Origin of the sequence: Bradyrhizobium sp. WSM2254, assembly GCF_000472645.1 — a bacterium.
Lineage (GTDB): Bacteria > Pseudomonadota > Alphaproteobacteria > Rhizobiales > Xanthobacteraceae > Bradyrhizobium > Bradyrhizobium niftali.
On record NZ_KI421445.1, the window covers coordinates 82,228 to 97,611 of the forward strand.

At 59.9% G+C, this 15,384-nt stretch carries 14 protein-coding genes; 6 read left to right on the plus strand and 8 right to left on the minus strand.

The genetic code is table 11. From position 1 onward, the window contains the following. Positions 1-12 precede the first annotated feature (12 nt). Together A3M7_RS0139360 and A3M7_RS0139365 are read left to right on the plus strand one after the other, a co-directional pair. On the plus strand, positions 13-2,280 hold the full coding sequence (locus tag A3M7_RS0139360; RefSeq protein ID WP_027548799.1) for a hypothetical protein: 2,268 nt from the start codon (positions 13-15) through the stop codon (positions 2,278-2,280). 3 nt (positions 2,281-2,283) lie between these two features. Then, positions 2,284-3,798: an MBOAT family protein gene (locus tag A3M7_RS0139365; RefSeq protein WP_027548800.1), complete on the plus strand. Its 1,515-nt coding sequence runs from the start codon at positions 2,284-2,286 to the stop codon at positions 3,796-3,798. 35 nt (positions 3,799-3,833) lie between these two features. Here A3M7_RS0139365 and A3M7_RS0139370 read toward each other — a convergent pair whose 3' ends face one another. The 8 genes from A3M7_RS0139370 to A3M7_RS0139410 all read right to left on the minus strand — a co-directional run bounded on the left by A3M7_RS0139370 (position 3,834) and on the right by A3M7_RS0139410 (position 11,695). Further along, positions 3,834-4,586: an ABC transporter ATP-binding protein gene (locus A3M7_RS0139370; RefSeq protein WP_027548801.1), complete on the minus strand. Its 753-nt coding sequence runs from the start codon at positions 4,584-4,586 to the stop codon at positions 3,834-3,836. 79 nt (positions 4,587-4,665) lie between these two features. Then, entirely contained in the window at positions 4,666-5,406 is a 741-nt protein-coding gene (locus A3M7_RS48030) for an ABC transporter permease (RefSeq protein WP_198033904.1), read from the minus strand. Positions 5,407-5,608: 202 nt separating this feature from the next. Next, complete coding sequence (locus tag A3M7_RS45675) at positions 5,609-6,577, minus strand: aldo/keto reductase (RefSeq protein ID WP_049823979.1); 969 nt, start codon at positions 6,575-6,577, stop codon at positions 5,609-5,611. Positions 6,578-6,597: 20 nt separating this feature from the next. Next, complete coding sequence (locus tag A3M7_RS0139390) at positions 6,598-8,580, minus strand: B12-binding domain-containing radical SAM protein (protein WP_027548804.1); 1,983 nt, start codon at positions 8,578-8,580, stop codon at positions 6,598-6,600. Continuing rightward, positions 8,546-9,175, minus strand: coding sequence for an NUDIX hydrolase (locus A3M7_RS0139395; RefSeq protein WP_027548805.1), 630 nt, complete (start codon positions 9,173-9,175; stop codon positions 8,546-8,548). Before A3M7_RS0139395 ends, A3M7_RS0139390 begins: the two co-directional genes overlap by 35 nt. Next, positions 9,165-10,196 (minus strand): GHMP kinase, encoded by a 1,032-nt coding sequence (locus tag A3M7_RS0139400; RefSeq protein WP_198033905.1) that lies wholly within the window; start codon positions 10,194-10,196, stop codon positions 9,165-9,167. The genes A3M7_RS0139395 and A3M7_RS0139400 overlap by 11 nt, the downstream gene beginning before the upstream one ends. After that, positions 10,186-11,160, minus strand: coding sequence for a GDP-mannose 4,6-dehydratase (locus tag A3M7_RS0139405; protein ID WP_027548807.1), 975 nt, complete (start codon positions 11,158-11,160; stop codon positions 10,186-10,188). The genes A3M7_RS0139400 and A3M7_RS0139405 overlap by 11 nt, the downstream gene beginning before the upstream one ends. 4 nt (positions 11,161-11,164) lie before the next feature. Beyond that, positions 11,165-11,695, minus strand: a complete 531-nt coding sequence (locus A3M7_RS0139410) for a dTDP-4-dehydrorhamnose 3,5-epimerase family protein (protein WP_027548808.1) — start codon at positions 11,693-11,695, stop codon at positions 11,165-11,167. 234 nt (positions 11,696-11,929) lie between these two features. Here A3M7_RS0139410 and A3M7_RS0139415 point away from each other — a divergent pair, with 234 nt between their 5' ends. The 4 genes from A3M7_RS0139415 to A3M7_RS45680 all read left to right on the plus strand — a co-directional run bounded on the left by A3M7_RS0139415 (position 11,930) and on the right by A3M7_RS45680 (position 15,370). After that, a complete protein-coding gene (locus tag A3M7_RS0139415; protein ID WP_027548809.1) occupies positions 11,930-12,781 on the plus strand; it encodes an NAD(P)-dependent oxidoreductase in 852 nt (283 codons plus the stop codon). 168 nt (positions 12,782-12,949) lie between these two features. Further along, a complete protein-coding gene (locus tag A3M7_RS0139420) occupies positions 12,950-13,714 on the plus strand; it encodes a crotonobetainyl-CoA--carnitine CoA-transferase (protein WP_049823980.1) in 765 nt (254 codons plus the stop codon). Then, complete coding sequence (locus A3M7_RS0139425; protein ID WP_027548811.1) at positions 13,714-14,496, plus strand: transketolase; 783 nt, start codon at positions 13,714-13,716, stop codon at positions 14,494-14,496. Before A3M7_RS0139420 ends, A3M7_RS0139425 begins: the two co-directional genes overlap by 1 nt. Next, the gene (locus A3M7_RS45680) at positions 14,480-15,370 is read left to right on the plus strand and encodes a transketolase family protein (RefSeq protein WP_049823981.1); all 891 of its coding nucleotides are present in this window, start codon (positions 14,480-14,482) and stop codon (positions 15,368-15,370) included. Before A3M7_RS0139425 ends, A3M7_RS45680 begins: the two co-directional genes overlap by 17 nt. Positions 15,371-15,384 lie beyond the last annotated feature (14 nt).

The following is a 15,384-nucleotide window of genomic DNA, read 5'->3' on the forward strand; positions in this document are numbered from 1 at the left end:
GCCACGACCAAGGTGAGCGCACTCGTCTCTGCGACCAGCAAGGCTGCCGATCCCGCATCGTCAATCGGCTCCAGCTTTCGACGCTTTACCGTCGGATTCATTGGATTTGTAGCGATACCTCCGCTCGCCCTCTCCGCGCTCATCGTATTGGTTGATCCTTACTACGTGTTCGGAACCCCTGACATTCCGGGGATCAATGTCGTGCGGCCGCGCTATGAAAATCACGATCCCGCCGTGAAGCCGTATCAGGTGCGGCGGATCAAGCCCGACGCGGTCATATTGGGCAGTTCCCGCGCCGAGGTCGCGCTCGATCCGCGGCATCCCGGATGGAACGGCAAGAATGTCTTCAACTTCGGCCTGCCTTCGGCCACCAGCTACGAGGTCATGCTGGCGTTTCTCCATGCGCAATCAGTTGCACCGCTCAAGCAAGCCGTGATCGGCCTGGATTTCTTCGGCTTCAACATCTTCTTTCCACGCGACCAGACATATCTGGAGGGTCGATTCTCCGGCGACGGGGTTCGGGCCTTCGCCGATTTTCTGACGGGAGAGCCTGCAAAGCGCCGGCCCCACGGCGCGGGCAAACCTCCTGCCTCCGTTGTGGCGCCTGCGCCCGGGGAAGTGGCTCGCACGCAGGCTCAACCCGCGCTACCGACGGAAGCCGACACGGACCCTGCTTGCAAAGACGCGGACCGTGAGAAATGCACCCAAGCCGGGTTAGCGGAGGACAGTCCCCCCACCGACTGGAACGAAGCGCTCTACCTTCGACTCTATCCGGATGTCGCCGCCGAGGTTCGGCGAGGCACCTTCGTCAGCGGCTATCACCACTATCTTGCCGCCGGGCGCACCGAAGGTCGACAGAACGGAGCGGCGCCACCTGGCTGGAATGAGGCGCAGTATCTTCGAATCTATCCTGACGTCGCCGCCGCAGTTCGGCGGAGCACCTTTGTCAGCGGCTATCACCACTATCTTGCCGCCGGGCGCGCCGAAGGCCGGCAGGACGGCACGCCCCCGCCCGGCTGGCGCGAAGAACTCTATCTGCGCGTCAATCCCGACGTGAAAAACGAGATTGCCCGCGGCACCTTCATCAGCGGCTATCACCACTATCTCGCCGCAGGCAAGGTGGAAGGTCGCGAGGGCGGCTTTACGCCGAAGGGTTGGAGCGAGACGAGATATCTGCAAGTCAACCGCGACGTCGAATATCAGATCTCGCAAGGTCTTTTTCTGAACGGTTATCACCATTATCTCGCGGCCGGACGTGCCGAAAAGCGAATGGGCGGATTCCTCCCCGACGGCTGGAACGAAGCCAACTATCTGTCCAGGAACCCCGATGCACGCATCCGATTGGCGCTCGGCGAATACGGCGACGGCTATTCGCACTACGCCGCAGTCGGTCAAAAGCAAGGATTGACGGGCGGATTCCCGCACGCCGATCTTTCGGACGCGCTACTGTCGCGTTGGCCGACGCTCGGAAGAGCATCGTTTCAGATTGGAGAGCTATTCCGGCTGATTTTTTCGACAACGGCCGTGCGCGACGCACTTGCAACACTTCGCGGGCAATCGGAGCCCGTATCGTTCGACAACCGTGGCATGCGTATTTGGGATTGGCAGGACGGCAACATTCGCAAGAACGGAGGAAACGGCCAGGTTTTCCGCGACAACGTTCTGACCTGGCGGTGGTACGTTTGGCTCATGCCGCCGCGGTATATGTATTGCTTCAACAACCCCGACACCGGAATGAGCAGTTTCGAAGCATTCCGCTTCCTGGTTCGGCGGGCCCATGAACGGGAAACCGATCTGCGACTCTTCATGACGCCACTACATACTTCGGTTCGGCAATTGTTCGTCGCGCTCGGCCTCTCCGACCGTTACGAATTCTGGCAGAGGGAAGTAGTCCGAATCAATGAAGAGGAGGCTGCGCGTGCCGGACGCAAACCGTTTCCCCTGTGGGACTTCAGCGACGCCAACTCGGTGGCGCGTGAGACCGTTCCGGAACGTACCGATCTAACGCCGATGCGCTGGTTCTGGGAGTTTTCGCATTACCGCCATGCGGCCGGCAATCTCGTCCTCGATCGCATCTTCGGACATGGTCATCCGGAATCCCCGCCCCCGGCGGATTTTGGCGTCCGCCTCACGGCTGAGAACATCAATGCGCATCTCGCGCATAGCCGCGCCGGAATTGCCGATTGGGCGGCCACCAATTCTGAATTTGCAACGCAGATCTCAGCCGTGACCCAGGGCTCGAAAGTTCAAAATCGTCAAAGCCAAGCGACGTGTTGGTAATCCTTGCTGTTCAACTCGCCCATCTTCCTGTTTATCTTCCTGCCGATCACGCTCGGCGGCTTCTACCTGCTTGGTTGGCTGCGCGGACGGAATGCGGCGCTGCTGTTCCTGCTTGCTGCATGCCTGATCTTCTATGCCTATTCGAGCCTGTTCAACTTCGTTCTCTTCCTTGTTTCGGTGGTCGTTAATTTCCTCTTCGGCTACACCATCGCGCATTCCCGCCTGAGCTCGCGAGCATGGCTGATCGGCGGAATTACGCTCAATCTCGCGTTGATCGGCTACTTCAAATACACCGGCCTGATCATTTCCACCGTCAACGGATTATTTTCGGCCTCGTTCTTCATTCCAACCATCGCGCTGCCGGTCGGGATTTCCTTCTACACCTTCGAACAGATCAGCTATCTGATCGAGACCCGGCAACAGAAGCGGGCCGAACCGTCGCTGGCGCGCTATTCGTTGTTCGTCAGCTTCTTCCCCCATTTGATCGCCGGCCCCATCATCCGCCCGCATCAGCTGTTGCCGCAGTTTTCCGCCCCGACTTTCGCGCATTTCTCCTGGCAGAATTTCGCATTCGGCATCAGCTTCCTGCTGTTCGGCCTGTTCAAGAAGACCATCATCGCGGACAGCATGGCCGCCTACGCCTCGCCTGTATTCGCCTCCGCGGCGAGCGGCGGAACGCCCGGCTTCGTCAACGCCTGGGGAGCCGCCCTGGCCTACACCTTCCAGATCTATTTCGACTTTTCCGGCTATTCCGACATGGCGATCGGACTTGGCCTGATGTTCGGCGTCGTCCTCCCCTTCAACTTCAACTCGCCCTACAAGGCGACGAGCATCATCGACTTCTGGCGGCGCTGGCACATCACGCTGTCGCTGTTCCTGCGCGACTACGTCTACATCCCGCTGGGTGGCAACCGGTCCGGGCCGGCCCGGCGCCATGTCAACATCATGCTCACCATGCTGATCGGCGGCCTCTGGCATGGTGCAAACTGGACGTTCGTCGCCTGGGGCGGGTTGCACGGCCTGTTCCTGCTCGTCAATCACGCCTGGCGGAATCTTCGCGGTGAGCGCGAGGTCAATGTCGTCAGGCAATGGATCGCGCGGGTTGCCACCTTTCTCCTGGTCGTGCTCGCCTGGGTCTTCTTTCGGGCCGAGAGTTTCGACGCGGCGCATCGCGTTCTCGATGGCATGAGGGGCATGCACGGCTGGCTCCATGGCCCTCTCCTCGATCCTGCGCCGGGATTATCGGAGATGCTGAAGGCGATCGGGGTCGGTGTTGAAGACGACTGGCTCGCCGGCGGTCTGCTGCTCGGCTGGTTCGTCGCGGCATTGGCGATCGTGTGGGGGCTGCCAAACACCCAGCAGTTCCTGCTTGGCGAAGGCCGTTCGAAAAATGCCCGGCTGGCCTGGCGTCCGACGTTTGGCTGGGCGGCGGCGCTTGGCCTGCTGTTCGGCATTGCCTTCACCTACAATCTGGTGGCGGTCAATCGCGTGAGCGAATTCATCTACTTCACGTTCTGAAGCAGGATGACCTCAAACGGCCTCGTGACGGCGGCTCAGCCCAGCCCCTCATAAAAGGCGAAGCCTTCGTCGACACCGCCAAAGAAGACGCTCTCGCCCTTGGACAGCACCAGCGCCTTGGTGCACATCAACCGGCACAGGTCTTTCGAATGTGACGCCAGCAGCAATATCCGCGCGCGGCTGACGAACTGGTTCACCCGCTCGCGCGCCTTCTCCTGGAAATGTGCGTCGCCGGCGCCGATGCCTTCGTCGATCAAGAGGATGTCGGGATTCTGGGCGGTCGCGAGCGCGAACGCGAGCCGCGCCTGCATGCCTGCAGAGTAGATGCGCGTGGGTAACGACAGATAAACGCCGAGTTCGGTGAATTCCTCGATGTCACGCACCAGGTCCTGATAACTCTCGCTGGGCCAGTTGTAGAGGTTTGCGATCAGCCTGATGTTCTCGTAGCCGGTCGCATCGGCGTTCAACGCGATGCTGCCGCTGAGCAGCGTGAATGCGCTTCCCTTCACGTCCACCGAACCGGTCGACGTCGGATAGATTCCGGCAACCAGGCGCAACAGGGTGGTTTTGCCGGCGCCATTGTGGCCGATCAGGCAGACACGGTCGCCCTCTTCCAGTTCGAGCGAGAGATTCTTCAAGGCATGAATGACGATGACGCCGTTGGTGCGGCTTGCCGAGTCGGAGCCGACCCGGACGTTGCTGAACGACGGCAGGCGGATCAGGCGGAGCGCATGGCTGTCGTAGATCGGTATGCTGACGTTGACGTTCTTCAGACGCACGTGAGTCATGGGTCAGCCGATTCTCGAGGTCATTTGCTGTTTGAGCATAATCTTATCGGAAAACCGGTGCCCCCTTTTCCGACATTCACTAGACGCAGAATGCGAGTTGACCGCGCATCCGGCGATAAACGAAAAAGGCCAGGCCATAGCCGGCCACGGTGACCCCGAGAACCGTCAAATAGTGCGCGAGCGGCGGGACCTCGCCGAGCAGCGGATTGCGGATGATCTCGATGAAATAGAACAGCACGTTGTATTCGACGAGAAACTGCCGATTGCTGGCGATTTGCCGGTAATTCCAGAATATCGGCGTCACGAAAAAAGCGAGTTGCATCAAGTTGCGCACGATCAGCTCGACGTCCCGGTACCGCGCGCAAATGAAGCCGAGCACCATCACGACCCAGAAGCCGTTGACGAACAGCAGGACAATCCCGGGGATCGCGAGCAGGCTGGTCCAACTGAGCGGTACGAGCGCAAACACGATCCCCATCACATAGATGATCGCGTGATGACCGAAGGTGATCATGATCTTGAACACGGTTCGGCCGACATAAAGACCAAGACCGAGCGTGGAATTGCTGAGATATCCGGCATTCCTGACGAAGACACCGCCCCCTTCGATGACCAGCGCCGACACGGCCGACCAGACGATGATGCCGACGCCGACATAGGCGATGATATCGGAGACGCTGCTGCCGAAGATCGCCGAAGAGACGACGCTCAGGCCCAGCAGCATCACGAGAACGTTGAGGGTCTCCCACAGAGGGCCGATTCTCGACCGGCGATACTGGCAAACCGTGTCGAGCCACGCCCAGCTCAGGGCATTGGACAACGTCTTCAAGCTCCCGTGGATCGCTGACGCCACGGGATGCGGTTCCAATATCGGCTTTACAACGGTTGAGACCAAGACCACTCCCAACTTCGTGCACCACTCCGCGTCAGGCGTCGCGTTCTGAATATCGCATCCGACAGGCAGACCGGACGAGGAGTCCGCGCAGAAGAACTTACGATGCCCCGCAAGATTACCCCAGACGTCAGGCCCGCAACCGGGTTTCGTAACGGCGGTAGCCGCCTTCGATGCCCAGCATGACATCTTGCTCTAGCGGCCCCTGTTCGCAAGCCGCGACGCCGGCCAGAACTTCGCTACGAGTTAGCATGCCTGGAATCACCGTGGCAACTCCGTCCACCGAAAGGCAAAATCGCAACGCCAGCGCAACGCGATTCCCGGGCGTATCGGCCAGATCGACACTGTCGACGACCGCTTGGGCAGCCTCGATCCAGGTGACGATTCGATCTCGTGGCCATCTGCTGCGGTGGTCGTTGGCGGGAAATACGGTGTCCTTGCCGACGCCTCCGGCCAGAAATCCCGAGGCGAGCGGCGTACGGGCGACAATGCCGATGCCCCGCGATGCCGCCTGACCGGGCAATCCGGCATCGATCGCACGCCAGTCCAACATGTTGCAGTTGACCTGAAAGCACCCGATGCCGGCCACATCGATCAGCGCGAGCGCGTCTTCCGGCGAGAGCGTCGAGATGCCCCAGCACCTCACCTTGCCCTCGGTCACGAGCCGCTGCATCAGCTCCACGACTTCGAGGCCGCCCATGACGATGTCTGGACTGCCGTTGTGGAGTTGGAGCACGTCGACATAATCCGTCCGCAGCCGGCGCAGACTGCCTTCGAGCGACGTCCGCAACGCCGCCGGGCTGAAGTCGTATCCGCGATAGGAAGTCGTGATGCCGGCCTTGGTCGCGATGATGACATCGCTTCGGCGGCCCTCGAAGCACTCGCCGATCAGTTCTTCGCTGTGACCGTCCCCGTAGACGTTCGACGTATCGTAGAAGGTGATTCCGCGATCGAACGCCGCGTTCAGGGCACGAAGCGATTCCTGATCATCGGTCTCGCCGTAGGAAGTGGCGCCTGGCGTGCCCCCCCCGATCCCCCAGGCCCCGAAGCCGATGGCCGAGACCATGATTCCGGTGGAGCCGAGCGGCCGATAGCGCAAGGGCTTGGCTCGCTACGCGGTCAGTAATGTCCGGCGAGCTGCGGCTCGGCCGGGATACTGCGGTTGATATAGAGATAGGCGCCCTTCTTGTTGCCCCACCACACGACTTCTCGGCACCAGTCAAGAATATCGGAATAGCGGGACCTGCTGCGCTCGATCAATACCTCGGACGGCGCCTCGCGCAACGCCGCCGGCGCGCCTTTGCGCACATTGTCGCAGAATTCGAGGACGTTGTAGCGCGTGGACATCCGAAGATCCTCCAGCACGAACGGTTGCGAAATCAAGGCCGCGTTCAGCTTGATCGCCTCTTTCACCGCGCCTTCGAGCAGCGGCCAGGATTGATCGACCATGGACTTTGCGAGCAGATCGGGCAGCAGCCGCTCCGCCTCCGCGTAGAACGTCTGCAACCGCCCTTCCGAGGTCAGCTTGATGAACATGTATTCGTCGGCCGGCCAATAGATCCCGAGCCATTCCTTCGAATAGACGTATTCGGGTCCGCCATTCTGCATCGACAGCGCCTCGCTGTCGAATAATTCGCGCACGCTGCAAATGACGGGATACTCTTCTTTCGAGGCCGTCAGGAACGCATCGATGATGTCGCGATAGGCCAGCCCGCCGAGCTCGCATGCCACCATCATCGGCAACTGCAGCAGCTTGTCGAAATGCAGGAAGGCCGCCATCCAGCCGAACACCCGCGTCTTGCGCCAATCCTCCGGCGGCAGCGAATAGGTTGCGATCACGAGGTCCTGGACCTCGGGAACATCGTCGGGCATCTCTTCGCGCGTGCCGTGGATGTTGATGATCTCGGACTGCACCGTCACCATCTCGAACTTCTTGAGATAGTCGGGGTTGCCCATTTCCGCGTTAGGCAGAATGGTCAGATTGTTGAACTGCACGCGGTTGTGTTGACCAAGCCGGATCAGCTTGTCTACGCCGTTCCGGAACGTGTCATAGGTCTCGCCGGGCAGTCCGAGGATGATATCGCTATAGGTCTCGACCTTGTCGGCCGTGAATCGCCGCGCCAGTTCGAAATAGGTCTCCAGCGAGATGTTGTCGCGCTTGATGTTCTTGAGCGTGGTCGCATCAAGACTCTGCATCGATAGCGCAACCCCCTTGTTCAGCTTTGCATCCGCCAGGATCTTCTGGGTCTGGTAGGCGCGCTCCGTGGCATTCTTGGTGTTCTGCACCGAGAACCCATGCGGAAATCCGGTCCGCTCGCGGATCTCCGCCACCGCCTCCGCGATTTCAACGTCGCGCTTCTGAATGCCGAAATTGGCGTCGCAGACGAAGATGTATTTGACCTCGTGCCTGGCAAACCAATCAAGCTCGCGACGCAGGCGGTCGAATTCGAACTTGGTCACCTTGCCGGCGGTCGCCGAACCCCAATCGCAGAACGTGCACTGGAACGGGCAGCCGCGATTGGTCTCCCAGAGACCGATCCACTGCTCTTCCGGGTTACTGGCGATCAGGCCATCGAAAATGCCGTTCAGGAATGGCGACGGCAGCTCTTCCAGGTCGCGCATTCGCTCGACGGGCGCGGCGCGCACGAAGTTGCCGGCGGCGTCGATGTAACTGATGCCGCGAATTCCGCTCCAGTCGCGCTCCGGAAGCCGGTTCAGCAGCTCGACGAAAGTCTTCTCCCCCTCGTTGTGGACGACGAGATCGATAAACGGGTTGCCGCGCAGGAAGCTTTCGGCATGGTCAGGCACATGCGGTCCGCCAAAGATCACCAGCCGATCCGGATGGAGCTGCTTGATGCGTCGCGCCGCCTCCAGCGATATTCTGGCGTTCCACACATAGGCGCTGAAGCCGATGACGTCTGCGCCTTCCAGCCGGGCCACAATCTCGAACACCGGAATCCGCTTATAGATCATCGGGAGGAAATTGAACTTGCCAGGCGGCAGCCGGTGTTCGGCGTAGGATTGCAGGCACGCAATCGAATACGGCAGGTAGTTCTGACCGGAGAAGCTATTGTTGATCTGGACGAGCCCGATCCGAACCATTGTCAGTTCCCAGGTCCCCACCCGCCGAAGTAGCCAGCACGGATTGGATACACGCCAGATCGGCTGTCAACAAGTCAATACCAAATAACTTCTCGGCCACATAGAGCCCGCCCAGCGCCGCGGTTTGGTCAAAACGATGCGATTTCACCAGATCCAGCAGCTCGGATCGTGGCAGGAAACGCACGGTTCCATGCTCCGTTCGCTGGTATCCCTCCGCCTCGTGGGCCCCCAGACCGACGAAGAAATGGTCGACCACATCTTCCCGCTGAAGAGCGAGGCGGCACGGGGTTATCGCGTGCCAACGCTCGCAGACCAGCCCCGTCTCTTCCAGAACCTCTCGAACGACAGCGGCCTCGAGAGTCTCTCCCGTGTCCACCGACCCCGCCGGCATCTCCAGCGTCACCCGGCCAAGCGGCGGGCGATATTGCTCGACCAGAACGACCGCTCCCGCGCGATCAAGCACGAAGGCAATGACGCCATTGGGACGAACCAGACAGTAGTAGGGCTCCGTGGTTCCACTCGGCTCCTGACCGGGGTCAACGGTTCTGATCTCAAACCACGGGGTTTGAAAGACCGTCTTGAACTCAGCCGTCATTTGGCAAAATCACGTTGTTCGATTGATGGACCGTGCGCACGCCCTCGCGCTCCAGTGCAAAGGGCACGTTGACGCACTGGGGTGTCAGGGCATCGATCACCGCGGCCCGGCATTCCCTGGGCACAAAGAGCAAGACAAAGCCCGTTCCACCCGCGCCGAGAAGCTTGCCCCCGACCGCCCCTGCCCGCCGCGCACGATCGTAGAGGTCGTCGATCTCCGGTGACGATACCCTGTCACTCAAACAGCGCTTCAGCTGCCATGTTTCATGCAGCATCCGCCCGAAGTCCATGAGGTCGCCGTGGCGCAGGATCGCCTCGCCCTCGCGGACCATCGCCACCATGCGGCGAATCTCGGCGACACGGTTCGGCAGGTTCTGCGTCACGCTGAGCGCTTGGTCGGATGAAAAGCGGCTCCTTCCGGGAAAGAACAGCATGAGATTGGAAGAGAGTTCACGCTCGCGTTCGGGGGAGAGGCCGAGCGGATTGACGTCGAAGCGACCGTTCTGGTGGAAATTGATGACGTTCAACCCGCCGAACGCCGCCGCCACCTGATCTTGCGATCCTACAGTCTCCTTCATACGGACCTGTTCGAGCTCGATGGCCATTTCGGCGATCTTCTGCTGATCGGCCTTCAACCCACGCAGGCCCGTCAGCGCCTTCAACAACGCCACCACGAAAGTTGAGCTCGAGCCCATACCGACACGCGAGGGAAGATCGCCCTGATAGTGCAGTTCGATGCCGAGACTGTCGTCGAAATTGAGGTAACGCAGACCTTCGCGAACGGCGGGATGCAGAATTTCCCCGATCGAATCGACCTGCTCGACGTAGCGCCAAACGACGCGATGCTTGGTGCCGAGAAACGGCGGCAGATAGCGGCAGGTGATATAGATGTATTTGTCGATCGTGGTCGACAGCACCGCACCCGGCTCGTCACGATACCACTCTGGATAGTCGCTGCCGCCTCCGAAGAAGGAGACCCGGAACGGAGCCCGGCATACGACCATCGACATGTCAGCAAACACCCTCCGCGCGAATCGCCTCGCGCTGATAATCGAGGAGGTCGCTCAGGGTTTTCCGCGCCGGAATCTGCGGGGTCCAGTTCGTCGCCTTGTGGAATTTTCCTGAATCGGGAATCTGCAACGTGACGTCCGACGGACGCAACCGCCTCGGATCGACCTTGTGCTCGATCGGCACGCGCGCCAGAGATTTCAGGGTCTCCAGGATATCGCCCACCGTCATCGTTTCGTTGCCGCCGATGTTGTAGACTTCGCCGCTTGGACAGTGGTCCAGCAGCAGCTTGTAGGCCCGTACCGCATCACGCACATCAGCAAGCGTGCGCACGCTGTCGAGATTTCCGACGAGCACCGGACCGCTCCTCTTGTTCACCTCGATCTCTGCAATCTGCCGCGCAAACGAGCTTTCCGCAAAGACGTCGCCGCGACGCGGGCCGGTGTGCGTGAACATGCGGGTTCGCACCAGGTCGAGATGGTACGACAGCCCGTACTGACAGGCGATCATGTCCTCGCCGACCTTGGAGACCGCATAGGGGCTTGCAGGGCGAAGCGGCGCTTGTTCCGTGATCGGAATTTCTTCGGGCCTGACCTGCCCATAGACCTCGGACGACGAGCAGATGTGTACCCTCGGATTGATTCCAACGATCCGGATCGCATCGAGCAGATTGCACGTGCCGATGATGTTGCTGTTCAGGGTGTCCGCGGGCGCGACAAAGCTCATATCGACGTAGGACTGCGCCGCCAGATGATGGATGCGATCGGGCTTCACATTGCGCAACAGCACCACCAGGGAGTTCAGGTCGCGCAAATCGCCCTGATGAAGCTTGATCTGCGACAAGATGCCCTTGATGTTTCGCAGCGGACTCCGCCACCGCACCAGCCCGTGGACTTCGATCTCCGGAAACGTCGATAGGAAGTATTCCGCCAGATGGCTGCCCACCATCCCCGTAATGCCGGTAATCAGGACCTTCATGATCTCATGCGGACGTTCCGCCGTCCCTTTGCGAAATGATGGGATTGTGGATGGGCCACCAGATTTTCAGTTCGGGATCGTTCCACAGCAACGTGAATTGCGAGGATCGATCATAGGTTGTGGTCTGCTTGTAGTGGAACATCGCCGATTCAGTCAACACGACATGGCCATTGCCAAATCCCGGCGGAACCAGAACCTGTTCGCGATTCCGGTCCGACAGCGTGAACGCCGTCCATTGCCGATATTGTGGCGATTCCGGAATATTGTTGACCACCACCAGATAAAACGCTCCGTGGAGGCACGAAACCAGCTTGGCCGTCTTTCGGTCGCCGTGGATGCCCCTCAAGACATGCTGGCGCGAAACCGAAATATCATCTTGAATGAATGCATATTCGATGCCGGCGGCCTTGTACGCCGGGTCGTTGTAGAGCTCGACATATTCACCGCGAAAGTCCTCGAATACAGTGAGCGGTTCCACAACGAGCACGCCGTCCAGCGGTGTTTTTCGAGTCCTGGGCGGCAAATCAGCCGTCATATCAAACACCCCCGATGATTGTGACTCAAACACTATTGTTGATTGTAGTGATGATTATAGCTACGTTTCCGCACCGCGCAAACTCGAAGTTGCTTTGCAACCGAAAGGTGAAATCATAACTCGCGAAGCGCTCATCCTGGTCGGCGGTTCAGGTTGCCGGTTCCGCGCGATGTCAGTGACCGACCAAAACATTTGGCTGAGGACGGCCCAGTTCTTTATCGATGGCCTGACAGAATGAACGACATCGTCGCGGCAGGTCTCTCCTCGAGGGCCACACAGCCCACGCGCAATGTACTGGTAACCGGCGCGCGCAGCGGCCTCGGACACTCCGTACATCGCGCGCTCGGCGGGATCGCCTTTGTGCGCGGGATGTCGATCGACGATCCCTTGATCCGCGCCGCGGCGCCGTTCGACGCCATCATCCATTGCGCAGTCAATGCCGCAAAGGACGTCTCGATGAAGACGGCCTATGGCTACATGGCCGACAATCTCCTGCTGACGCAGCAACTGGTCAACATTCCGCATCGCAAGTTCATTTTCGTGTCGACGCTGGCAGTCTATCCGCCGACCGGCCGCGCCATCCGCGAGGACGAAGACATCGACCTGCTTCCGCTCACCGGCCCTTATGCTTTCACAAAACTGTTTTCCGATCTCTACGTGCAGGAGCATGCAACCGCGCCCCTGATCCTGCGCACGACGACCCTGCTCGGTCCTTCCATTCGCGCCAGCACGGTCCACCGCGCACTGACCCAAAGAGATTGCCAGCTCTTCCTGGCGCCAACCGCGCGCTACAATTTCGTGATGCACGACGAGATCATCGACTTCATGGTTCAAGCCATGGATTCCGGCCACACCGGCGTGTTCAATTTGGGATCAGAGGGCCTGGTCCATTTATCCAGCATCGTCGATCAACTTGGCCTCTCCGTGCGCTATGGCGAATATCCGTACGATATCGGGCCCGTGGACAGCCGCAAAGCTGGCGCACTCCATTCCTCCTTTGCCCGGCCCTCCTGGCAGACGCTGAACAGGTATATCGATTGGCTTGGACCCGCCTATGTCGGCACCGGTCGATTGCGGGGACCTTGATGCCCGAAGATGTGTTTAATGCGAGAGCCTTGGATGCATTTCAGAGCAACTTCCCGTAGGGGTCCGCGAGCTGCGGCACTCACTAGACGCGCCCCTGATCCGCAGTGTAGATAAAACCAGCTGCGAAATCCGGCCAACCCTTCATCCGCGACACTCCAGGCGATCATAATGGCGGACATCAAGACACAGAAGCACGACGCGATCGTGCTTTCGAGCCAAAGCGAGAAGGACCTGCAGCTCAAATTCGTTGAGATGCTCAAGCAGGCTCCGTTGCCGGAGGACGAGCTCCTCGCCAATCTCGGCCTGTTTCTGTCCTCGAAATCGCTTTCGCGGATTCTGTTCTTCTATGAGATCTACCGTAAGATCATCAACACCCATGGTGTGGTGATGGAGTTCGGCGTTCGCTGGGGGCAGACGCTTTCGCTGCTGTCGGCGCTGCGCGGAATTTTCGAGCCTTTCAACCGGCATCGCAAGATCATCGGCTTCGATACGTTCGCCGGCTTCAAGGGCATGAGCGACAAGGATGGCAAGCTCTGCAAGACCACCGACGGGTCATTCTCGGTCAGCGACAATTATCAACAATATCTCGGCGAGATCCTTGAGCTGCAGGAAGCGCTCAACCCGATATCGCACCTGAAGAAATTCGAACTGGTGCAGGGCGACGCGACGGAAACGATCCCGGCCTATCTGAAGCGCCAGCCGGAAACCCTGGTGTCGCTCGCGATCTTCGATTTCGACATTTACCAGCCGACCAAGGCAGCGCTCGAGGCGATCAAGCCACATCTGTTCAGAGGCAGCGTGCTCGTGTTCGACGAACTCGCGGATGATATCTTCCCCGGCGAGACGATTGCGTTGCGCGAGGTGTTCGACGTCACCAACCTCAGGGTGGAGCGCATGCCGATGACTGCGCGCGTATCCTACGTGGTGCTTTGATGAACGATATCTGCAGAAAGATCCGGTCGGAAATCCTCAACATCTCGCACAAGAGCGGGCACGGCCATATTCCGACGTCATTCTCGATCGTGGAGATGCTGACTGCCGTCTACCAGACCATGCGGCACGATCCCAAGCGGCCCGACATGCCGGAGCGCGATCTGTTCGTCCTGAGCAAGGGGCATGCATCGCTCGGCTTCTATTGCACCCTTGCCGCACACGGCTACTTCCGCTTCGAGGATGTCTATGCGTTCGGCGCATTCGACTCCCGGTTCGGCTGCCACCCCGATCGCACCAAGGTTCCCGGCGTCGAAGCCTCGACCGGTTCACTTGGCCACGGCATCGGCATCGCAGTCGGCATGGCACTGGCCGCGAAGATCGCCGGCACGACGCGCAAGGTCTACACCCTGATCGGCGACGGTGAATCCAATGAGGGCAGCGTCTGGGAAGCGATCATGGTCGCGGTCAACACCAAGCTCGACAATCTGACGGTCCTGTACGACAACAACCAGTCACAGGGACGTTGCCTGCCAATCATGAATCCGGCCGAGCGCTTTCGCGCGTTTGGCTGCGACGTGGCGGAGATGCACGGCCATGATTTGTCGGCAATCAAGCAGGCGCTCGCCAAGCCGACCGACCGGGTTCGCGTCGTCGTCTGCAATACCGTGAAGGGTTATGGCTGCCAAACTCTCTCCGAGAATGTCTATGAATGGCATCGCCGCGCACCGAAACCGGACGAACTGAACAAGCTTCAAGAGGAGCTCCATGCGGGCGCAATTTAAGAACACCGTCTCGGAGCTGGCCGCGCAGGACGACAGCATCGTCATCGTGCTCGGCGACATCAGCGTGTACATGTTCAAGGACTTTTGGGAGAAGCACCCGAACCGGTTCTACAACATGGGCATCTGCGAAAACACGCTGGTCAGCGTCACCGCGGGCCTGAGCTCGCAAGGTTTCAACCCGTTCGTGCATACGATCTGCCCCTTCCTGACCGATCGCAGCCTCGAGCAGATCAAGCTCGACATGTGCTACAACAATTTCGCCGGCAACATCGTGACCTGCGGCGCGACCTTCGATTACGCCTGGGACGGCGCCACCCACCATGCCTATACCGATCTTGCCTCGTTGCGCATGCTGCCGAACATGGAAGTCCTCCATCTCGGCTCCAAGCGGGAGGTCGACGCGCTGATCCGGTCGCAATACAAGAGCCCGCGGCCGACCTACTACCGGCTGTCGGATCATCCGCATACGATCGAGACCAATACCGCGTTCGGCAAAGGCACGGTGCTGAAGAACGAGGGCGCACCGCTGACCGTGATGACCGCAGGACCGATCCTCACCAACGTGATGGAGGCGTGCCGCGACCTGCCGGTCAACCTCGTCTACTTCCATACGCTCAAGCCGATCGACAAGGCGCTGATCGAGCAGTTCCGCGATACCGAGATCCTGGTCGTCCATGACGCCTACGGACTTTACGAAGCGATTTCCGAAGTCCCGGCCCTGCGCATGCGCTATCACGGCCTGCCGGATGCATTCTGCGGCTGGTACGGGACGGTGCACGACATCCGCAAGCGCATCGGCCTGGATCCAGCATCGATCCGAGGTGCTGTCCAGACGTTGCTCGAGGACCGCTCGCAGGCAACGCGGCCTCGCTGAACACGACGGAGATC

Bases quoted from the DNA above. Each gene is read 5' to 3' on its own strand.
- A3M7_RS0139390 (WP_027548804.1), bottom strand. From the start codon at position 8,580: ATGGTTCGGATCGGGCTCGTCCAGATCAACAATAGCTTCTCCGGTCAG.
- A3M7_RS0139425 (WP_027548811.1), top strand. From the start codon at position 13,714: ATGAACGATATCTGCAGAAAGATCCGGTCGGAAATCCTCAACATCTCG.
- A3M7_RS0139405 (WP_027548807.1), bottom strand. From the start codon at position 11,160: ATGAAGGTCCTGATTACCGGCATTACGGGGATGGTGGGCAGCCATCTG.
- A3M7_RS0139420 (WP_049823980.1), top strand. From the start codon at position 12,950: ATGGCGGACATCAAGACACAGAAGCACGACGCGATCGTGCTTTCGAGC.
- A3M7_RS0139415 (WP_027548809.1), top strand. From the start codon at position 11,930: ATGAACGACATCGTCGCGGCAGGTCTCTCCTCGAGGGCCACACAGCCC.
- A3M7_RS45680 (WP_049823981.1), top strand. From the start codon at position 14,480: ATGCGGGCGCAATTTAAGAACACCGTCTCGGAGCTGGCCGCGCAGGAC.
- A3M7_RS0139395 (WP_027548805.1), bottom strand. From the start codon at position 9,175: ATGACGGCTGAGTTCAAGACGGTCTTTCAAACCCCGTGGTTTGAGATC.
- A3M7_RS0139410 (WP_027548808.1), bottom strand. From the start codon at position 11,695: ATGACGGCTGATTTGCCGCCCAGGACTCGAAAAACACCGCTGGACGGC.
- A3M7_RS0139370 (WP_027548801.1), bottom strand. From the start codon at position 4,586: ATGACTCACGTGCGTCTGAAGAACGTCAACGTCAGCATACCGATCTAC.